The following is a 20,861-nucleotide window of genomic DNA, read 5'->3' on the forward strand; positions in this document are numbered from 1 at the left end:
TCTGATAATTTAATAAATATCTGTTTAATATGTTAATTAATTTTAATAACTTTATATGTTTCATACCCAGCGAAAATGTATTATAATATATGAATGTGCAAAAATATCACTTTTGATAAAAATATAAAGGAGGAAATTATAATGAATATTAAAGAAACAAGTAACGTTAATGTTACTGCTGCAGATCCATCTGCTTTAGGTCTTTTTGGACTAGCTATGGTAACATTAGTTGCATCTTCACAAAAACTTGGATTAACTACTGGTGTAAGTTATATAATTCCATGGGCATTATTCTTAGGAGCATTTGCTCAACTATTTGCATGTATAAATGATTCTAAGCGTAATAATGTATTCGGTACAACAGCTTTCGGGGGATATGCTTTCTTTTGGATGGCTGTAGCTACATCATGGCTTATGAAGTTAGGATTATTTGGAGAGAATGTTGTTCAAGATATCGATGGAAAACAATTAGGATTTGCATTTTTAGGTTATCTAATATTTAGTATCTATATGACAATAGGAGCAGCTGAAACTCACAAGGTATTATTTACTATTTTTGTATTAATTGATTTTCTATTTATAGGTTTAACTTTAAGCAGCTTTGATATTGCTTACCACTTTACTCATAAACTTGCAGCTTTTTCTGAATTGGCTATAGCAATAGTTTCATTCTATGGTTCAGCAGCATCGGTCTTAAATGTACATTTTGGAAAAGAGTTTTTACCTATTGGAAAACCCTTTGGAATATTTAAATAATAAATGATATTAAAAAACTTGTATATTAATATACAAGTTTTCGATATCATTTATCTTATTATTATTTCAACCTAATGTATTTCCATGGAAATACATTAGGTTGTTTTTTATTTATTACCTTTTCCTGTTAAGTATTCTATCTCAATTCTTAATACTGTTGTATCTCCATATGACTTGGATACATATTTTTTACCTTTAGTCATATAGGATTTAGCAAACTTACTAATAAATTCTACTAACACTTCCTTCTTTTCATCCACGTCAGCTTTTTCTATCTTTCCAAATACTATTACACTCTTATAATTTGTAGTGAATTTCTCTGAAATAACTTTAGAATCTCCTACAACACAAAAACTTACTTTATTATTCTGTGAAATATTATCTAATTTATATCCGTCCTCTGCGCAATGAAGATATAGACTATCTTTATAATATATATAATTCATTGGAACTCCATATGGATAACCATTTTCTCCCGTTACTGATAAAACTCCGTAATTACATTCTTCTAGAATAGATATAGCTTCCTGATGTTGTAATTGTTTATCTTTTCTTCTCATCTCTCTAAACATAAAATCCCCCTATTATTTTTTATAGTATTAAAAGCTTCTTAATCTAAAATCAACTGATATATGTAAATATCAATATATTTGCTAAATTTAAACCCTGCCTCCTTCATAGTACCTATATGATTAAATCCATATTTTTCATGAAGATAGATGCTCTTTTGATTAGCCCCTGCTATTCTAGCTATAATAGAATGATACTTAAGTTTCTTAGCTATTTCTATTCCTTCATGAAAAAGTTTATTACCTATACCTTTACTTCTAAAGCTATTTTCTATATAAATAGATATTTCTATAGTTGGATCATATCCCTTTTTATTTGACCAGGAGGATAGAGAAATCCATCCTATCACTTCACCACTTACTTCAGCTACTAAAATAGGATATCTTTCATTATGATCTTCGTACCAAATCATTGCCCCCTTCTCATCCCTTACATCAATATCCATAGTTGCAATACTATGAAGTACTGCTTCATTATAAATTTCTGTAATTCTATTTATATCTTCTTTCTTAGATTTTCTTATAATCATGGTTTCACCTACTTTTGTTATATGAATAATTAAATTGTTAACCTCTTTTTATTTTTAAGTTGACAATGCCACTGTATTATATTAATATTTAATTGTTAACCATTGTTTTAACTTTAGTTGACAATCAAATATTATAACGGGAGTGAGCTTATGAAATCTAAAAATATTGCATCAGTATCCATGTTTGTAGCTTTGACAGCTATATGTGCCCAAATATCTATACCATTACCTTCAGGTGTTCCAATCACCTTACAAGTTTTACCTGTATTATTATCAGGAGTAATTTTAGGAAGCAAATACGGAGCTATGTCTCAAATAGTATACATATTATTAGGAGCAATCGGTATACCGGTATTTGCTAATGGATATTCAGGTCTACAAGTCCTAGCAGGAGTTACTGGTGGGTACATATGGAGTTTTCCAATTGCTAGTTTTATTATTGGATTATTAGCAAAATCATTTAGTAGTAGAAGCAAAACTAAAAATGCAATAATATATAGTATATCCTTTATATTAGGACTTTTAATTATTTATTCTTTAGGATCAATGCAATTTTATAAGTTATCAGGAATGACTTATGCTAATACATTAAAATTTACTATTATTCCATTTATAATACCTGATTTAATTAAAATAGGAATAACTGTACCACTAGCTATAAAGTTAAAAGAATCATTACTCAAAGCAAATTTGATATCAATTTAATTAATATGTAGAAATCCACCCCAGGGTGGATTTCTAGTTTTATAAACTAATAATATATTTTATAAGATTATCAACATCAGCTTCACTAGCTTCTATTTTAAGTGCTTTTGAAAAAAGATCATATCCCTTCTCATCATTAAAATATAGCCATTTTAACGACTCTTTAGGTCCTAAATACCACATATCTTTGATATTAAAATATATTTCTATACTGTCCTTCAACATCCAGTGATATCGAAAATTTCCTTCAATATCTCTTTTCTTAGTTCTCTCATTCATTTTGTTTAACCAATTTCTTAGATGTTCCTTTTCCTCATCAGTTTTTATCTTTGGTCCTTTATTATACTCTTCTTCTATATCATTTAATAATCTCTCTCCAATATATCTATTATCTAAGATTAATTGACCCCCATGAATATGTATATAGTCCCTAGCTTTTCTTGATTGGGTGATAGGATATATCCATGCATCTAATTGTTTATCCATTATAATAGAGCTATCATGTAGCTTTTCATACCCTTCATAAAAACATAGGATATCAATATCACTTTCATCAGTAAAGTTTCCTTTGGCGTAAGATCCATATAGAACAATAGTGTGGACTTTATATTTATTAATCAAATATTTCTTTACTTCTTCAATATATTCATTATACATTAATTCACCTTCTCTATATCAATAATATTAGTTTATTACTCCTGTATATTCTTTTATTTCAAATCCCCCAAACATAACAAAGCAGTTAATTCTAAGAGTAGGTAATTTATCATTACCTTTATTTGTTGTCTTATTACTCCACCCTCCAAATAAAGGAATACCTTTGACAACTACATTCCATCCATTTGGCACATATATGTCTAATCCTCCAAAAGCTACGAAAACATCTATTACAGCTTCATTTTCGTCTATTATTTTAGCTTCTCTTAAATCCAAATCAATTCCCCCAAAAATAGCTGTTGCACTCCCCCCCTTGAACTTATCAGAAGAATTTTTTAGATTAATACCTGAAAATACTGCTATAGGATTACATGCATCCTTACTTTGTTTTTGCCACTTATTTTGTGAGGAAAATATAATCCATAATCCTACTAATATAAGTACAACTGGCCAAAACTCTAGGTACTCAAAAATGTTAAAATAATCTAGATTCCTTAATTGAAACATAACTCCTATAATAAATACTATCAGTCCTCCTGTTTTCGATGCAGGATTAGTTATTAAACTAAATAACCCAATTAATATAAGGACTGATGGCCAAAAAGTTGAAATCAAACTTCCTATACTTACGTCTAAAATTCCATTAGCATTCAAAAGTAATATAATTCCCACCAAAATAATAATAACCCCAAATAAATTTTTTCTCATTAAATCACTCCCACTTTTTTCTTAGAATATATTATATTATTATTCAATAAAAAATTAATAAATCCTTTATTCTAGATATTTGATCTAATTTTATCTTTAATATTCTTCTCGGAGGATTCCCATAATTATATCATCATGATACTCTCAATTTCTGAATATCATTTTTCTAATTCTTCCTTCTTTAGCAAATCCATTTTCCTTATATGAATTTATTGCCCTTTCATTAAAACTGAATACATTTAATTGAATTTTATTCCCTTTTAACATCATCAATCCCCCTTTTGAATATACTTCTATATATTCTTTTTTAAACCCTTTTAGTATAAAAAATTTTTATAAAAAATTAACACATTTATTTTTAATGATGCTATAATTAATTTAGAGGAGATGATATCATGAAAAATATTTTTAGTTGGCTTATAGTTTTAAGTATATTGGCTATGGTATTGTTTAATATCTTCACAGTAATGGATTCAATAAATATACATATTTTTTATATTATAACTATTTCAATATTATTTATAGCACTGGTGGGTTTAATAGTTGTTTTAATTAAAGAAAGATTAAAAGAAAAGGAGGAGGAAAAAGATGTTATTGGTAAATACTGATTACATAACAAATGTAGAAATAACTGAATCCCTTGGTTTAGTTAAAGGAAGTACAATAAGAGCAAAACATGTGGGTAGAGATATTGCTGCTGGTTTAAAGAACTTAGTAGGAGGAGAGCTAAGTGGATATGCTGAAATGATTGATGAAGCTCGTCAAATTGCTACATCTAGAATGGTAAAGGAAGCAGAGGGCCTGGGGGCTGATGCAATCATTAATATTAGGTACTCAACCACTGCCGTGACTCAAGGAGCTGCTGAAATTTTAATCTATGGTACTGCTGTTAAAACAAAATAAACAAAGACCCTGGTTAGGGTCTTTGTTTATTTTTGATCTATAAAACTCACTATGTACTCGATTAAATTATCAAGATTATCAATCAATGGTGAATGCCCACTATTTTCTATAATTTTTAAAGTAGCATTATCCCCTATAGCTTCTTCTATTCCCTTAGCCATTTCCATTGGAACAACATAATCCCTGTCCCCTTGAATAATCAATGTAGGTATATCTATTTTATGGGCTAAATTTTTACCTTCTACTACCCCATTATGTTTATTGCTTATATTAAAGGTCATTAAAGCATAATCTACATCAACTAAATTTCTTTGGGTTAACATATCCTCCAAATATTCATCATACCTTTTTTCCTCAGGCTTATTGTGAGTATATATAGTCATTTCCCAAATCTGTCTTAATGTGTCTTTATCTTTATTTTTATATGCATTTAGTATAGGTAACACTTGAACAGGATCCATTGCAACCTCTTCTCTAGTTGTTAAGAATTCTCCTATTATTGGTTTTCCAATCTCATTCTTTTTAAATATTGGATATCCACTAACACCAACTGATTCAACTAAAATAAGCTTTTTAACATAATCTGGATAATCAATTGTGAATTGCATAGCTACTCCACCTCCAGTAGACCAACCAGCCAATGAAAAGTTTTTAATGTTTAATTTATCCACAAATAATTTTACATCTTCTGAAAAGTCTTTCAAAGAATCAATTCTTTGATTATAAGTAGAAATACCAAATCCTCTTAAATCTATGGAATAAATCTTATATTCATTCGGAAGATTTTCCATTACTAAATCCCAATGTTTTGATGATGTCATATTCCCATGAATTAATATCAGAGTGTTATCACCACTGCCACCCTCTCTATATCCTAAGGTTTCACCATTTCCAATTTCTATTGATTTTAGAGTAGTCTCCACAGTAAATTCCTCCTAATAGTTTATTATTTAGATAATGCAATCTTTGTACCATATGTCTATTGTCTAAAAATAGCTATTCAAATAAATATTAACAAAATATTTTTGTATTATATTTATACATAGTGTATTAAGTTTGTACAATAATATATGTTAATAATTATATATTCTTTATACACCAATTGAATTCCTTTAAGTGATAAATAAAAAGGATATCTTAAGATATCCTTTTTATTTATCATATTTTAATATTCTGTTTATTAATTCTTTTTCTAAGTAATCAACATCATTAAAATTCATATTGGGAATATAAAATTTTTCTAACTTATCATGTAAAGATTTAGCTTCTTTTAAATTTTCTATAGCTCTTGCTATTAATTCATTTACTAATTTTCTATCTTCTTCTATTTTTTCTCTATATTTATCAATTATATTATTATTTATATATTGATTTAAATTAAGAGTATTATTTTTATCTTTAAAAGCATCACTAATCGTTATACCAACTTTTATATCTTTAATATATACTGATTCTATTTTCTCTGGAATTAAGGGCGTATGTAACACCTCAACATCTAAACCTCTCTCTATTGCACTATAGAATATTTTTTCTAGAACTGTAGTTTTCCCTGTTCCATAATCCCCCTTTATCCCGTAAACTTTCGCAGCATTTGATAATATAGACTCAGTATACTCAATATGACCATTAGGCGTATATGCACTACCGAATAAATGTCTTATTTTACCTTTCTTATCTGAATAAGGACTTCCCATAAATATTTCAGAAATAAACTCATTTACTGCTAGGTTAACCTTACCAAAGATCATAGATTCTGAATTCTTCTCAATAATATCTTCTACTATAGGTCTTGAAGCCATTAAAAATTTATATGCTCTTTTAAAACATTTACTAACTTCACTGTTTACAGATAATATTTCTTCTTTCTTTTCCTCTACTTTATCTTTATCCCAGAAATCACCCATATTTACAATCTCATCAACAGCTCCAGGATTTTTAGGGTCTACTATATGAGGTGCTGTTCCATCTACCATGGCAACTCTAAGCTTTGGTATAACTATTCCATCAAGAGAATTATTATCTGAAGAACAATGATGATATTCTACAGCATATCCTATGTTATTAAGATGTTTACCTATTTTTTTCATAATTGAAGATTTTCCTACTCCTGGACCACCTTTAAGTACAAAAATCCTATTTGCGTCTTGTTCTATTATATAATCATAATATGAGTAAAACCCTTTCGATGTATTTCCCCCTGGAAAGAAATTCCTAATTGTAGACATTGTTTAACCCCTTTCATATCTTAATAATTTTAATCCTACTCTATACTATATATACTCTTTGCAAATGGTCACAAATATATTAAATATAATAATAATTATGAAAGATTCTGATTTATAATTCTTTTATTAATCTATTTCTTATCTTTATTAATGTTAAATTGTTTTATTAGTTTTTCTTTCTCATATTTATTAAGTTTTTTTATTGCATATTCTCTCTTAGTAGCTTCACTTTTCGATTGATAAGCCTCATAATATTCTAATAACACTGGTATTCTACCTCTTGTATACTTAGCTCCTTTTCCACTGTTATGGACCTCTAATCTTTTTTGGATATTTGTTGTCCAGCCAGTATAAAGAGTATTATCTTTACATCTTAATATATATACGTAGTTCATTAAATCATCCTATCATAAAATATTTACTTATTATTTTATCATATCATTCATTTTCTACTCTCAGATGTTTTCCTACCCATTAATAATACTCCTGAGTAATTTTTGTCTATGCTTCCTCCATATTGATTAATTGTTTTAATCATTTCATTGAATAGTTTATATCTTATCTCTTCATCCAATAATCTATAGGAGGGATTTGTACTTAATAATTTAATATACTCATCTGATGTATATTCTTTATGCCAAGAATATTTACATGCTTTAATGTTATCAAAACAATTAGAGTTAAGAATTTCATTTTTTCTATTATATATTTCATCATCAAGGTTAGGTAATTTTAAATCAATCAATCCTGGCACATATTTTCTATATATTTTTCTTAATTGTATATCTAACTCTTTATTTCCAGGAGTCTCCATAGACCAAAACAGTCCAATAAAACCCTCTCTTTTTAAGTATTTGTAAGCTTTATTATACCCAATTTCTGGTGGTATAAAGTGAAAGGCATTAACTGAAAGCACTATATCATAATCCAGGGATACCCCTTCCCAATCTTCAAATGAAGATATATTTATGTTGAACTTTTTATATTTATTAAACTTTTTCCATAAATAAGTTCCTAAGTTATATTCAATTTCTATGCCAGTTATATTAGTAACACCTAATTGTAAAAGCTTTTCAGTTGCTTTTCCTGTTCCACATCCAATTTCTAATATTTTATCATTTTTATCACAGTTACTATATTTTAATATATCCTTAAACACGTCAATAGGATATTCAGAAGCTAGTCTATCGTATTCAGAAAATATATTATGTGAGCTTTTTCTTTTTAATTTGTCCATATTATATCCCTCATTTTTAATTTTACATTATATATTACTATATTTAAATTAGATTGTTTATATGATAGTTATCCCATAGGGGATTCATTATATATACCCTAGGGATATGATACTATTTGAAGATAATTTACTTTATTAACTTATACCTATGATATAATTAATATTAAAATGTATTTAAGGAGGTTACAAAGTGACAAAAGCTGATATTTTATATGTAAATAATATTAAAGAAATTATAGAAGATGGATATAGTACAGAAGATGGTAAGGTCCGCCCCCACTATAAGGATGGTACCCCTGCCCATACTCTATTTATTACTCAAGTATATGAAAAATATGATATTTCTAAAGGGGAATTTCCAATTACTACACTGAGACCTACAGCTTGGAAAAGTGGTATCAAAGAAATTCTATGGATATATCAAGACCAAAGTAACAAACTTGAAGTATTAAAGAATAAATATAACATTCATTGGTGGGATGATTGGAATGTTGGAGATGGAACTATTGGACAAAGATATGGAGCAACTGTAAAAAAGTATGATTTAATGAATAAATTATTAAATGGTATAAAAGACCAACCCTATGGAAGAAGACATATAATAGATATGTATCAATACTCTGATTTTGAAGAAACGAAAGGATTACATCCCTGTGCATTTATGACTGAATGGAGTGTAAGAGGGGAATATTTAGATGTGACATTAATACAGCGTTCAAACGATTATCTTGTAGCTGGACATATAAATAAAATCCAGTATGTGGCATTACTTATGATGGTAGCAAAGGCTACTGGATATAAGCCTGGTATATTTGCCCATCATATTCAAAATCTACATATTTACGATAGACACATTTCACAAGCAAAAGAATTATTACAAAGAAAGCCTAGTGATAAAAATCCTAAATTGATATTAGATACTGATAAGACCAATTTCTATGATTTTACTCTAGATGATTTTAAAATGGTTGACTACGAACCAATAAAACCTCAACTTAAATTCGAATTAGCTATATAATGGAGGTATTAATATGAATATTAGTATGATAGTAGCTCTAGATAAGAATAATGGTATAGGTAATGAAAATAAATTATTAGCTCATATTCCAGAGGATCTAAAATATTTTAAAAATGTTACGAATGGTCAAATTATTGTTATGGGATATAATACTTATCTATCCCTTCCCAAAAGACCTTTACCTAATAGAATCAATATCGTCCTAACAAGAAAAAACATTAATTTAGATGGTGCAATAGTAGTAAATAGTATAGACAGACTTCTTGATCATCTTAAAGAATATAAAGATAAAGAGATATTTATCTGTGGAGGAGCATCTATTTATGAACAAATGATGCCCTACTCAAATAAATTGTATATAACCCATATATTTAATGAATTTTCAGCAGATACTTTTTTCCCTAAAATAGAAGAGGAAGAATGGAATATAGACAGTATTAGTGGTGATTTTGAAAACATCTATAATAAATATCCTCATGTTTTTACCATATATAAACGAAAATAGACTCTATAGAGTCTATTTTTTATTATCTATATATATTTATCATATCTTTAATAGCTGAGGAAGCAGCCCCTTTAGGAGAGGATTCTCCACCTGATACTACTATTTTACCCATGTCTTTTGTATAGTAGACTATTCCCTTCTCTTTTCCATCTACGTAATATAGAGGATTAGATTGAGATATTTCCATAGGCCTTACTTCTATACCTTCATCATCTGCAATTCCTATTAGTTTAATTTTATTTCCTTTTCTTTTTTCTTCTCTAATCTTTTCTATACTTATATTCTCAATACCTTCTATTTTAATACTTTTATAATTCATTGTACTAGTCAGTAAAGATTTCGTAAGAATATATAGCTTATTTGCTGTATCTATTCCTTTTATATCATAGTCTATATTTTTTTCAGCTATTCCCTCTTCTTGAGATCTTTTAATTATTTGGTCAAAATTTTCTTCTTTATTATACATTTCAGTCAAAATATAATTACTAGTACCATTTAAAATACCTTCAATCCTGTCTATTTTAGTTGAAGATAGACTATATAACCCTACATCCATAGAAGGCAATGCTGCCATTGTTGCTCCACTATATTTTATTTGAGAATTTGATTCTATTTTCATTTCCATGATTTCGTCAAAGTATTTTACTAATGCTCCCTTTGATAAGGATACCACGTCCATTTTATTTTTAATGGCCCATTTGATATATGAATACCCTGGTTCTCCAGTATTTATGTCAGTAGGTGTTGACTCTATTAGTAGACCCCCTTTAATATCATTAAGAGTCTTAGACTTTATTCTTTTGTTTTTAGCGTAATTTTCTAATGAAGAAGAACCCAAACCATACAATGATAAATCATCTATATCTATCCCTTCTTCCTGATAGAGCAGAAACTTACTGCCAATAACAGCAACGACAATAAACTCAATATTGTACTTTTTAGTAAAAAGTACCCTGTATTCTTTTAAAAGTTTTAATATTTCCTTTGCTACTTTGCCATATCCTGAAATAATTATTTTTTTCTTCATTATCATCACTATTCCTTATCCTCAATTTCATAATCAACATCTTCAATAATATCCTTTTTTCTAAATTTAATAACATTCTTTTTCTTTGGAATATATTTTTCTAAGTACTCTGATAATTTAGTCCATGAATAGAGCAACAGTACAATGTCATCTATCCAACCAACTAGTATAATTGGATCAGGTATAATATCAATAGGAGAAATAGTGTATGCTATTGCAAATATAATTAATAGTTTTTTAGGTATAGCCACATCACTATCTTTTAGAAATTTAGGTATCATAGTTAATTTATAAAAAAAATTTCTCATTAACATCATTCCTCATAATTTTATTTTATAATAATATTATATCAGTATATTTCATTTTAAAAAAGCATAGTTACAAGAAAATAACCCGTAATAACGGGTTATATAAATAGCTGTATATCTGATTCTAAAGCATCCTTTAAGTAATCATACACTTCCATAGTTATAGCCTCATCAATTAACTCTTCTTCACTAAATCCCATGACCTCTTGAGAAAGTTTACAGGCATAGAATTTTACATTTTTATGTCTTGCCCCATCTAAAAAGTCTTTTAACATAGGCTTACCACTTTCTTTCATCATATGTTTTAACATTTTCTGTCCTGCTCCTAAAAAGTTCATATTAGAAATATTAAGATCTTCTGCACACTTAGGAGTCATACTTTTAAAAGCTTTCTGGTATAAAGTCTCATGTATATCTTCTTCATATCCTTCCTTTCTAATAACTAATAATCCCCAGAAGGCAAAAAAGATAGTGACTTCCATTCCCATCTCTCTAGCACCATTTGCTAATATCAATGCAGCTAAAGCTTTATCATACTCACCACTGAACACTAATAAATTTAATCTTTTATTCAAAAAAACACTCCCTTTCAGAAATATTTTTTCCATAGAGAGTGTTTATAATTCTTTATTTTTAAATTATTAAAAATTGTCGTCCAGGTAAATGTTTTTTAAGCTTTAATGCTATACTATGATTTTGAATATCCTGTCCTTCTGGTGATGAACCCATAATAATATTAGTTATTCCTTTATCTTTAGCAAAATCCACCATTGCTTTTATTACATCTTTAGATCTAATAACTGTTAAATCAGCACCTACTTTTTTAGAAACTCTAAAAAGATATTCCAAGGCATCTCCATCATTATTTTCATACAAAAAAGTATCTTTTTCATTTACTACATGAATCACATACAACTCTTGTTGATCATTATCAATTTCTTTGTATCCATTTTCTATTAATCTTTCACAAGTCTTTTGTTGAGTTACGCATACCATTACTTTTTTAGTTTTCATATATGACTCCTTTCAACGAATCGAATCAAAACTATAGATGTCATTAACTTCTCCCCATTAAATATTATATCAAGTTTCCATATATATTCAAATATTAACTTAAAAATAAGCAAAAATAAAAGAGCCCAAAAGGCTCTTATCTACTGTGGCGGGAATATGTGGGAATCGAACCCACCCAGGACGCTCCTAACGCCCCGAACTGGTTTTGAAGACCAGAAGGCACACCAGCACCCATCTACTCCCATAGATTATGTTATTTGACACTAGTATATTATAGCATATTTATACTATGTGTCAAGGTTAATGTTAACATTTTTTAGCACACTTTTGACTCTTTATTCCATTTGAATGCTTTGTGTGCAAAATTAATGTTTTTCCCAAAGCATCCATGTTTCTTTACCCACTATATTAAATCCCATTTTACTATACATTAATTTAGGTGTATCATCTTCTTCCGCCATAAGATATATTGTTTTGATATTTTTTTGTAGAGCAAATTCTTTTATAGAATTTAAAATACTGCTAGCTATTCCTTTACCCCTGAAACTATTCAACACTAGTAAACTTTCAATTCGTAATAGATGTTCGTTAATTAATACTTCACATTTACCCACTGGCACTTCATTTATGTAAGCTATAAAATAAAATAAGTTATCTTTATTTTGTAAAAATACATTTTTTTTATGAGTATTGCATTTGTATAAAAATGCGAACCCATCATCTTCACCTTTTATTTCACATATAATTCCGTCATATAACATTTTTTCATTATCAGCAATTTTCACAGTACATTCATTGTTTAGTTTGATAATATTCATTTTTTCAGTCTCGATCATCATGTACAATAAACATGAAACTTCTATGCCTAATATTTTAAATTCATTCCAATCTAAAGAATAATCTGGTGCAAATAGAAAATTCATAAAAGATTTCTCTTTATTTTCCTCTATTTTTTCTTTAACCAAACTAAAAGCAATTTTATCGTCTAAACCACTCTTAACATAAGTAAAGTTATGGGTATACATGTTTTTAATATTTTTGTCTACATAAACTCTATAATTTTCATGATCAGTAAAAGTAGTATAATATGAAAGATATTCATCTTCACAGTCTTTTAATAGATCAACCCTATCTTTTAATAAGTTATCCATAATTATATCCCCCTATGTCTATGTAAATTAAATACATTATATTTACATAGTATTTACACTTTGTACCATACCTATTTAAATTTTTATATTAATAAAAATTTAAAATAAAACCAACTCTTAAATTATAGCATGAAAGATACTGAATAAACAGTATGTTCTATTAATTCTATCTAATTTATTCTTTATAAACTATAGAACTACATACGCCACCGGTACCCATGTGACCATTTTGCGATTGAAAAACTTACAACTATCCAAAACCAAACAAAACCACTTGAAACTTTAATCGTCTCAAGTGGTTATTAATCAGTATTATTCATAGCAATATTCAATTATGTAAAATCACTTCACAGGTTTTGGATACCATAAGGTACGATAAACTTTTATATTAAAGCATTTATTCCTTATGTCAAGATTTCAGTTAACTATTACGACGATTTGTCGTCGTAATAGTTAAACATATAAAGATGAAAAACTTCACAATCTATTATTTCTAACTTCAATGTTTAAAATACTTTTCTAAAGTTTTTTTATTAATTTGTTAACTCTATAGAAAATGGCTCTAATTTTTTAGTTTCAATAAAGCTATCGAAATTAAATTGTAAAATAGTATCCTTTAATGATAAATTTTCTATCTTTTCTTCTCCATCAAGAGGGAAAACTGACCTAAAGTGATAAGTATTTTTATTAATTAATTTAACGTTATTTTTTGATATACTATGATCCTTAGGAGGTACAGGATTATCTGGATTAATATCATTTACAAAATCTTTATCAACTAATAAGAAACTATAAGATAGATTATGAACTATAATATCTAATTTATCCTCACTTATATTTTGTGGTAACCCATTAAAATTATAATCAAATATTAATTTATTATTATCTTTAGTCACATTGTTTACTTCAATTGCCATGTCCGTACGTTTACTTTTTAATATAAATGCTGATTTATCCAAAGACTCTTGAACTGGAGATTCCGAGATGTTAACAAAGGGATATAGTTTAATTGATTTTATACTTTTATCTACTTTATTAATATTCTTTCGTAAAAGATTATGGTACCCATCTTCTTCCTTCGAATGATTAAGGTTAGTATTATTTTCATGAGTAAATAATACATTTCCATAATCATCTTCCGCCTTATAAAAATCTATTTGATCCTTTTTATGTTTTGAAATAGTCTCAAATATCATAGTTGTAGTAGCCTTAGCTGTATTAATTTCATTAATATTTATCCTAATTTCCTCACTTTCATAAGCTTTAAACTGATTAATAACTAGTGTTTCGTTTATCTCTTGTTTAATTGGAATATTAAAATTCCAATTTCCTTTAATTCCGTTTATATTATGAATAGATATAGGTAATGTAAACTCTTTATCTATTTCTTTATAAGGATATTTGAACTTCCATTGAAAATCATATCCTTCATCTGATTTCTTTATAGCAGTCGACTTGCCATTAAGCCAAGGATCATTATCACCTTTATGATTTTCAAAATTAACATCAATGCTTAATTCTCCATTTCCAACATTACCATTTATATGTCCTATAACCGAAAGTATATCACCATCGAAATAAGCATTCTTTAATTTAACTGTTACTCCATTTCGTGTTATTTCTTCATCTAATTGTGTTACTAAGTCCTCCTTAGCCAATTCAATTCCCAGTTTATCACCGAATTCTTCATATATTCTTCCAATAAAAGGAGCACTAGCTAATACTTGATTTATCTTGGGACTTATAAAACCTGACAGAAATATAATCCCCAAAGCAGCTGCGGTAGCCAAATAACTAATCATAAATTTCTTTTTAGCAGAAATTTTCATTACAGATTCCCTATCCTGTTCCATACCTTTTCTAATTGCATTTAACACATCTTCTTTAGGCACTTCTATTTTATCAATAGCTAATTTTATTTTATTATTATCCATAATTTCTCTCCTTTTCAAAATCCTTTTTTAATGCGGATTTACCTCTACTTAAATAAGTTTTTACAGTCCCCTCAGGTACTTCCATTATCTGACCAATTTTTTTAATAGAATAATCATAGTAATAAAAAAGGACTATTACTGTTCTATAATTTTCTTTTAGTTTCCCAATAGCATCTATTAAGTATAGAGAATCGTCATTTATTACACCAATATCAGAATCTAATTTTAATAAAATTCCATCTGTTAAAGAGACTATATTTTTTCTCTTTGAAAGTACTTGACCTGAACATCTAATAACAATCTTTGTAAACCAAGTCATAAAATATTCAGGATGTTTTAAAGTGTGAATAGATATTAAAGCTTGATAAGTTGCCTCTTGAACAATATCTAAAGCATCTTCTTTATTATGTACATATAAGTAAGCTGTACGATAAATTTGCTCATAATGTTTTTTAATTAATTTTTCACAAGCTTTTTTATCTCCTTTTATTGATTTTTTTATTAATTTGTACTCTTTTTCTTTCATATCCTGCCTCCTTTCAATATATTAGTGGGGAAAACTCTCAAAAAAGTTTCATATTTTTTAGAGTAACTAAACAATAAATAAAGCCATTGGAAACTTTGTCAGTTTCAATGGCTTATTTCAACTTTACTCATATATATCACTTATTTTAAAGACATCCTCTTCTTCAACGTATACTAGACTAAAGACATGGTTTTTATCTATTTCTTTATCTTCATTTGTAATTACTTTTATTCTTACATCAACTAAAATAGTTTGTTTATAGTTGTTTATTTTAAAACCTTCTATATTATATTGCTTTATATCTCTATTGATATGTTGCATACCATATGCTATTCTACTTTTTTTATCTACTTCTTTAAATATATCCACTAATTCACTTGGATCTTGTCTTTTAACTATATCATAGTACTTTTTTATTGTATCAATTGGATCAACATAGTTAGTTTTTACTATTAATTCACTATATTTTAAAGGACTTTCTATATTGTAATAATTTGAGAAAATATCTTTTCTTTCACCATCAATCAATATTTGAACACTATTAATTGAGTCAATTTGTGTCATAGTATTAACTATAGAATATATAAGTAAGGCCTCTTCTTCTTGAGTTATATCTTCTTTGTTTACTTCTTTAGATAAGTTTATATAAGCTATCTGATCAGAAATATCTATAGATCTGACTTTAGTTTTCTGTGGTATCAAATTTTTTATATCTTTATCCTTTATTCCTTCTATTAATTTCTCTAATACTTCTATTTCAAGATTATTTGTTATATCTTCTATTCTTATAGTTTTTGGTACTAATCTCTCAAGATTCTTATCAGGATAATAAAGAGTTACATCAAAATTATTTTCAGAAGAATAAGGAGATATTATAGGTGTTTTATCATTCGATTGACTTATATCATCATAGTTTTTACATCCTGCTAAAATGGTTAATATTATAATTATATTAATTAAAAAAAGTTTTTTATTCATATTAACCTCCTAGACCATATTGGTATCTATTGGCAATTTTATATAAAATGTAGTTCCTTTATCAACTTCACTTTCTACTTCTATCTTACCTTGATGTAATGTTACTATCTGATATGCAATAGAGAGCCCCAAACCTGTACCACCAGTGTTTCTTGTCCTAGCTTTATCCACCCTATAGAATCTTTCAAATATGTGCTCTAAATCCTTATTTGGGATTCCTATTCCATCATCTGAAATTTCAATAACTACATTTTTCCCATCAGAGTGTAGTTTCACTTCTACATTCCCGCCATTAGGGGTATACTTTATTGCATTGTGTACTATATTTATTATAGATTGTTGGATTTTATCCTTATCTAAATTAATTTGCAATTTTTCTTCTGCTTTATAACTTATACTTATATTCTTTTTATCTGCAATAGGTTTTAATCTAGTTATAATTTTTTCTAATAAATAGTTTACATAGGTAACTTTATAATTTAAATTTAATCTCTCTTTATCTAAATCCACTAAGGTTAGTAAATCATCAATTATATTATTTAATCTATCAATTTCAGAATCTATATCAGTTAAAAACTCACGATATATTTCTACTCCTGCATTATCTTGATGTAATAAAGATTCTGATAATAATTTTATCGAGCTTAAAGGAGTTCTCAATTCATGAGATACATTCGCTACAAAGTCTTTTCTCTGTATATCTACTTGATCTAATTTTGTACTCATTATATTAAATGCCGATGCTAATTGACTAAATTCATCATTAGTATCAATATCTACCCTTTGGTTTAAATTACCTTTAGCCATATTCATGATAGCATTAGTGAACTTTTTTATTGGTTTTGAAAATATATTAGCTAGAATAAAACTAATTAATGCAATAAATAAAGTGCTGATAAAGGATATTATATATAAAGCATTTTCAATATCCTCAACTCTACTATAGATATTGTCAATTGATGTCGAAATTAAGGCAGCTCCTATTATTTTACTATTTAATATTATTGGTACTGAGGTATACATTAATCGTCCATATTCTTTATAATTATATATATTAGCAGCACTATTACCTTTTAGAGCCTTTTGCACTTCCTCATGTTTAAATGTATCTCCAATAAATTCCTCTCTTGAATCTACTTTGACCTTATTATCATTATCAATAATAATAATCCTTGAATTTATTTCTTTACTGTATCTAATAACCTCATTTCTCATTAATTCATAAAGAATTGAGTTTGGTACACTATTAGTATAATAATCAATATTGTTTGCTATTATATTTGTTTTAGCCAGCATATCTATCTTTTTTTCTTCTAAATATATATTTGTAATAGTCCTAGAAATAAATACATTAATAATTCCTAATAAAATTATTACTAATAATAAATAGGTGGAAACAAGTTTCCACCTAATACTTATAAATCTTGTTTTTTTATTGAGTCTTACTCCTAAAATAGTAACCAACTCCCCATTTTGTTAGGATATATTCAGCCTGTGATGAGTTCTTTTCAATTTTTTCTCTCAATCTTCTGATATGAACATCAACTGTTCTTAAATCTCCAAAATACTCATATCCCCAAATTATTTCCAGAAGTTCTTCTCTTGTAAATACCTTCCCTGGATTTGTAGCTAATAATAATAATAAGTCAAATTCTTTAGCAGTAAGATTTACATCCTTATCCCCTATAGAAACTTTTCTACCAAGAGTGTTTATAGTAAATTCCTCAACATGTATCACTTGATCTCCTATTTTTGATTCTTTACTAATAGATCTTCTTAATATAGCTTTAATTCTAGCTTTAAGTTCTAAAATATTAAATGGTTTAGTTAAATAGTCATCCGCTCCATATTCTAAACCTAATATTTTATTCATATCCTCACCTTTAGCAGTAAGCATAATAATTGGCACTTGAGATGTTTCTCTTATCTTCTGACATACCTCTAATCCATCCATCTCTGGTAACATAAGGTCCAATATGATTAAATCATATTCATTGCTCTTAGCCTTATTTAACGCCTCTCTACCATCATATGCAGTATCTATATCATAACTATCCTGCTCAAGACTATATTTTAAACCTTTCACTAATAGGGCCTCATCATCAACAATTAATATATTACTAGCCATTTCATCACCTCAAATTAAATTTGTCTTTCGAATAAATATTATTAAATAAATTAAATTACTCCTTTAATTTATTTTAATATAATTTCCTCTTATCTTCAATTCTTTTAGTAAATTTATTTCTATCAAAGTCTTCTAATAGTACCATAGCAAATTTTCTGCTAGTATCTAAAAGATCTCTAAACTCTGCCAAGGTAATAAATTCATTTTTTTGGAGATAACTGATTATCATCCTTTTTGCCTCATCATAGGCTTTTTTATGAAATATTAAGTCTTCATCTAATAATATTATTTCTCCTCTTTGGATCATAGAATCAAGTATTTTTATAATATCATCCTTTTTATAATCTAATTTTTGTACTAGATCACTTATTTTTGGAGGAGTAAATTTGTTTGATAAAATCCCATCCTCTATAGCATTTTTTATATCCATCTCTTTATTATTAAAACTAACCTCAAAATTATATAGTGATATATAGAGATTGTTCTGTTTTAAGATGTCTGCTTCTATTAACTTATCAATAAATAGCTCTCCTAATTTAGGTTTTATATTAATAAAGTATTTACTTCGCAATTCTTCTCTTAAAATACCAAGTTTTAGAGAATTCTTATTATGATATTCCTTCAAAAACTCTTCTATTTTACCTTTCATAGATACAAAATAATCTTCATGAATATAATACTTTATACCAGAGGTTTCAAAAATTAATATTCTTTTCTTTTCCAATAATTTTTCAGTTACATCTATTATTTCATTTTCATTAGTTACTAATTCAGTGGCTAATTCTTTTGTAGAAGGGAATTTTCTGCTTTTGTCTTTGATAGTTTCCTCTATTATTCTTTCATTATCTCCAGTTTCTTTTATTTTCAGGTCATCTATTACATTTTCTTTGAACCTCTTTTTCTTAGTAGGGCTTCCATCTAAAATAGTTCCACCACCTATTGTAGTCATAGGTGAATAAAACCTAACTATAAAACGGTCTCCTATCTTGGCTGAAGTTTCTTCTTCTAATCTTAATTGAACATAACCACTTTCTCCAGGAGTAAGATACTCTTTGTCTAAAAGGACTGCTCTACACAGTATTTCTTGAGTTCCTAAATAAAGTCTCAATCTTGTCCTATTTTCTATTATCCATGGAGAATTTTTTAGTAAATTTAATTTAACATCTAACATCATGGTATTTACCATAGATTCTGGTAGAGCAACAATATCTCCTTTATCTAAATCATTTTTTTTAACACCAGCTAGATTTATAGCGACCCTTTGTCCTGCTAAAGCTTCCTCAGAGTCTTCCCCATGTACCTGTACTGATCTCACTCTACTTTTTATTCTCTTTGGAAATATCTCTACCTCATCTCCTACTTTTAAGCTTCCTTGTAATAGAGTTCCAGTTACTATTGTACCGAATCCTGTCAAAGTAAAAACTCTATCAATAGGTAGTCGCGGAACGTTATCACTATCTCTATCTTCTAATTTCTCTGTTAGTTTATCCACTTCTGCTGCTAAAGTTTCTATTCCTGTTTTTTTGGTAGATGATACTTCTATTATTGGACTATTCTCAAGAAATGTATTCTCAATACTTTCCTTGATATCTTCTTTAACAAGCTCTCTCCATTCATCATCAACTAAATCACACTTAGTTAGGGCTACAATTCCTTTTTTTAAATTTAATAGATTAAGTATATTTAGGTGTTCTACAGTTTGAGGCATGATACCTTCATCTGCTGCAACTACTAATATCACTACATCCATACCACTAACTCCAGCTAACATGTTTTTAATGAATTTTTCATGTCCCGGTACATCTATAATACCTGCTCTTCTACCACTGGGTAAGTCAAAATATGTAAATCCAAGTTCTATAGATATCCCTCTATTCTTTTCTTCTTTCAATCTATCTGTTTCTCTTCCAGTAAGAGCTTTAATTAATGTTGTTTTTCCATGATCTATATGTCCTGCTGTTCCTATAATAATATTCTTCATA

Annotated in this window: 26 protein-coding genes and 1 tRNA gene; 6 read left to right on the forward strand and 21 right to left on the reverse strand. The window is 27.7% G+C overall.

Annotated features, from left to right (window positions below; all coding sequences use genetic code 11):
- The first annotated feature begins 141 nt into the window (after window positions 1-141).
- The gene (locus tag GOQ27_RS01550; RefSeq protein WP_203365058.1) at window positions 142-756 is read left to right on the forward strand and encodes an acetate uptake transporter; all 615 of its coding nucleotides are present in this window, start codon (window positions 142-144) and stop codon (window positions 754-756) included.
- Between the two features lie 107 nt (window positions 757-863).
- On the opposite strand, the gene GOQ27_RS01555 is transcribed toward GOQ27_RS01550, so the two are convergent.
- Both GOQ27_RS01555 and GOQ27_RS01560 read right to left on the reverse strand, forming a co-directional pair.
- Window positions 864-1,328 carry a pyridoxamine 5'-phosphate oxidase family protein gene (locus GOQ27_RS01555; RefSeq protein ID WP_203365059.1) on the reverse strand — a complete coding sequence of 155 codons (465 nt, stop codon included), beginning with the start codon at window positions 1,326-1,328 and terminating at the stop codon, window positions 864-866.
- A 38-nt stretch (window positions 1,329-1,366) separates the two neighbouring features.
- Window positions 1,367-1,855 (reverse strand): GNAT family N-acetyltransferase, encoded by a 489-nt coding sequence (locus GOQ27_RS01560; protein ID WP_203365060.1) that lies wholly within the window; start codon window positions 1,853-1,855, stop codon window positions 1,367-1,369.
- A 150-nt stretch (window positions 1,856-2,005) separates the two neighbouring features.
- Here GOQ27_RS01560 and GOQ27_RS01565 point away from each other — a divergent pair, with 150 nt between their 5' ends.
- Window positions 2,006-2,560 carry a biotin transporter BioY gene (locus tag GOQ27_RS01565; RefSeq protein ID WP_203365061.1) on the forward strand — a complete coding sequence of 185 codons (555 nt, stop codon included), beginning with the start codon at window positions 2,006-2,008 and terminating at the stop codon, window positions 2,558-2,560.
- Between the two features lie 39 nt (window positions 2,561-2,599).
- Here the strand turns inward: GOQ27_RS01565 and GOQ27_RS01570 are convergent, their stop codons facing one another.
- The 3 genes from GOQ27_RS01570 to GOQ27_RS17250 all read right to left on the reverse strand — a co-directional run bounded on the left by GOQ27_RS01570 (window position 2,600) and on the right by GOQ27_RS17250 (window position 4,192).
- Complete coding sequence (locus GOQ27_RS01570) at window positions 2,600-3,217, reverse strand: nucleotidyltransferase domain-containing protein (RefSeq protein ID WP_203365062.1); 618 nt, start codon at window positions 3,215-3,217, stop codon at window positions 2,600-2,602.
- A gap of 27 nt (window positions 3,218-3,244) precedes the next feature.
- Window positions 3,245-3,925 carry a LiaF transmembrane domain-containing protein gene (locus GOQ27_RS01575; RefSeq protein ID WP_203365063.1) on the reverse strand — a complete coding sequence of 227 codons (681 nt, stop codon included), beginning with the start codon at window positions 3,923-3,925 and terminating at the stop codon, window positions 3,245-3,247.
- A 144-nt stretch (window positions 3,926-4,069) separates the two neighbouring features.
- On the reverse strand, window positions 4,070-4,192 hold the full coding sequence (locus GOQ27_RS17250) for a GNAT family protein (RefSeq protein WP_286673003.1): 123 nt from the start codon (window positions 4,190-4,192) through the stop codon (window positions 4,070-4,072).
- Between the two features lie 128 nt (window positions 4,193-4,320).
- On the opposite strand from GOQ27_RS17250, the gene GOQ27_RS01580 reads away from it, so the two are divergent.
- Window positions 4,321-4,533 (forward strand): hypothetical protein, encoded by a 213-nt coding sequence (locus GOQ27_RS01580; RefSeq protein WP_203365064.1) that lies wholly within the window; start codon window positions 4,321-4,323, stop codon window positions 4,531-4,533.
- Entirely contained in the window at window positions 4,514-4,828 is a 315-nt protein-coding gene (locus tag GOQ27_RS01585) for a YbjQ family protein (protein ID WP_203365065.1), read from the forward strand. The genes GOQ27_RS01580 and GOQ27_RS01585 overlap by 20 nt, the downstream gene beginning before the upstream one ends.
- Before the next feature lie 26 nt (window positions 4,829-4,854).
- On the opposite strand, the gene phaZ is transcribed toward GOQ27_RS01585, so the two are convergent.
- The 4 genes from phaZ to GOQ27_RS01605 all read right to left on the reverse strand — a co-directional run bounded on the left by phaZ (window position 4,855) and on the right by GOQ27_RS01605 (window position 8,290).
- The gene (phaZ, locus tag GOQ27_RS01590) at window positions 4,855-5,751 is read right to left on the reverse strand and encodes an intracellular short-chain-length polyhydroxyalkanoate depolymerase (protein WP_350445868.1); all 897 of its coding nucleotides are present in this window, start codon (window positions 5,749-5,751) and stop codon (window positions 4,855-4,857) included.
- Window positions 5,752-5,979: 228 nt separating this feature from the next.
- On the reverse strand, window positions 5,980-7,053 hold the full coding sequence (locus GOQ27_RS01595) for a PRK06851 family protein (protein WP_203365066.1): 1,074 nt from the start codon (window positions 7,051-7,053) through the stop codon (window positions 5,980-5,982).
- Between the two features lie 131 nt (window positions 7,054-7,184).
- Complete coding sequence (locus GOQ27_RS01600; RefSeq protein ID WP_203365067.1) at window positions 7,185-7,448, reverse strand: GIY-YIG nuclease family protein; 264 nt, start codon at window positions 7,446-7,448, stop codon at window positions 7,185-7,187.
- Between the two features lie 47 nt (window positions 7,449-7,495).
- A complete protein-coding gene (locus GOQ27_RS01605; RefSeq protein ID WP_203365068.1) occupies window positions 7,496-8,290 on the reverse strand; it encodes a class I SAM-dependent methyltransferase in 795 nt (264 codons plus the stop codon).
- A gap of 190 nt (window positions 8,291-8,480) precedes the next feature.
- Between GOQ27_RS01605 and GOQ27_RS01610 the strand changes: the two genes are divergently transcribed.
- Both GOQ27_RS01610 and GOQ27_RS01615 read left to right on the forward strand, forming a co-directional pair.
- Entirely contained in the window at window positions 8,481-9,308 is an 828-nt protein-coding gene (locus tag GOQ27_RS01610; protein ID WP_203365069.1) for a thymidylate synthase, read from the forward strand.
- A 13-nt stretch (window positions 9,309-9,321) separates the two neighbouring features.
- On the forward strand, window positions 9,322-9,813 hold the full coding sequence (locus tag GOQ27_RS01615) for a dihydrofolate reductase (RefSeq protein WP_203365070.1): 492 nt from the start codon (window positions 9,322-9,324) through the stop codon (window positions 9,811-9,813).
- 22 nt (window positions 9,814-9,835) lie between these two features.
- Here GOQ27_RS01615 and GOQ27_RS01620 read toward each other — a convergent pair whose 3' ends face one another.
- The 12 genes from GOQ27_RS01620 to selB form a co-directional block, all read right to left on the reverse strand.
- Window positions 9,836-10,840, reverse strand: a complete 1,005-nt coding sequence (locus tag GOQ27_RS01620) for a homoserine dehydrogenase (protein WP_203365071.1) — start codon at window positions 10,838-10,840, stop codon at window positions 9,836-9,838.
- A gap of 8 nt (window positions 10,841-10,848) precedes the next feature.
- Window positions 10,849-11,148, reverse strand: a complete 300-nt coding sequence (locus tag GOQ27_RS01625; protein ID WP_203365072.1) for a DUF1232 domain-containing protein — start codon at window positions 11,146-11,148, stop codon at window positions 10,849-10,851.
- A gap of 98 nt (window positions 11,149-11,246) precedes the next feature.
- Entirely contained in the window at window positions 11,247-11,723 is a 477-nt protein-coding gene (locus tag GOQ27_RS01630; protein WP_203365073.1) for a DsrE/DsrF/DrsH-like family protein, read from the reverse strand.
- A gap of 58 nt (window positions 11,724-11,781) precedes the next feature.
- Window positions 11,782-12,162 (reverse strand): universal stress protein, encoded by a 381-nt coding sequence (locus GOQ27_RS01635; RefSeq protein ID WP_203365074.1) that lies wholly within the window; start codon window positions 12,160-12,162, stop codon window positions 11,782-11,784.
- Window positions 12,163-12,308: 146 nt separating this feature from the next.
- Window positions 12,309-12,405 (reverse strand) — tRNA-Sec (locus GOQ27_RS01640).
- A gap of 122 nt (window positions 12,406-12,527) precedes the next feature.
- Entirely contained in the window at window positions 12,528-13,313 is a 786-nt protein-coding gene (locus GOQ27_RS01645) for a GNAT family N-acetyltransferase (protein WP_203365075.1), read from the reverse strand.
- Window positions 13,314-13,846: 533 nt separating this feature from the next.
- Complete coding sequence (locus GOQ27_RS01650) at window positions 13,847-15,247, reverse strand: DUF4179 domain-containing protein (RefSeq protein ID WP_203365076.1); 1,401 nt, start codon at window positions 15,245-15,247, stop codon at window positions 13,847-13,849.
- Window positions 15,240-15,773: a sigma-70 family RNA polymerase sigma factor gene (locus GOQ27_RS01655; protein WP_203365077.1), complete on the reverse strand. Its 534-nt coding sequence runs from the start codon at window positions 15,771-15,773 to the stop codon at window positions 15,240-15,242. Before GOQ27_RS01655 ends, GOQ27_RS01650 begins: the two co-directional genes overlap by 8 nt.
- A 123-nt stretch (window positions 15,774-15,896) precedes the next feature.
- Window positions 15,897-16,751: a GerMN domain-containing protein gene (locus GOQ27_RS01660; RefSeq protein ID WP_203365078.1), complete on the reverse strand. Its 855-nt coding sequence runs from the start codon at window positions 16,749-16,751 to the stop codon at window positions 15,897-15,899.
- A 9-nt stretch (window positions 16,752-16,760) separates the two neighbouring features.
- The gene (locus GOQ27_RS01665) at window positions 16,761-18,047 is read right to left on the reverse strand and encodes a sensor histidine kinase (RefSeq protein WP_252187710.1); all 1,287 of its coding nucleotides are present in this window, start codon (window positions 18,045-18,047) and stop codon (window positions 16,761-16,763) included.
- Between the two features lie 136 nt (window positions 18,048-18,183).
- Window positions 18,184-18,879 carry a response regulator transcription factor gene (locus tag GOQ27_RS01670; protein ID WP_203365079.1) on the reverse strand — a complete coding sequence of 232 codons (696 nt, stop codon included), beginning with the start codon at window positions 18,877-18,879 and terminating at the stop codon, window positions 18,184-18,186.
- Window positions 18,880-18,952: 73 nt separating this feature from the next.
- Window positions 18,953-20,860 carry a selenocysteine-specific translation elongation factor gene (gene selB / locus GOQ27_RS01675; RefSeq protein WP_203365080.1) on the reverse strand — a complete coding sequence of 636 codons (1,908 nt, stop codon included), beginning with the start codon at window positions 20,858-20,860 and terminating at the stop codon, window positions 18,953-18,955.
- Window position 20,861 lies beyond the last annotated feature (1 nt).

Source organism: Anaeromonas frigoriresistens, assembly GCF_016820655.1.
GTDB lineage: Bacteria > Bacillota > Clostridia > Tissierellales > SIT17 > Anaeromonas > Anaeromonas frigoriresistens.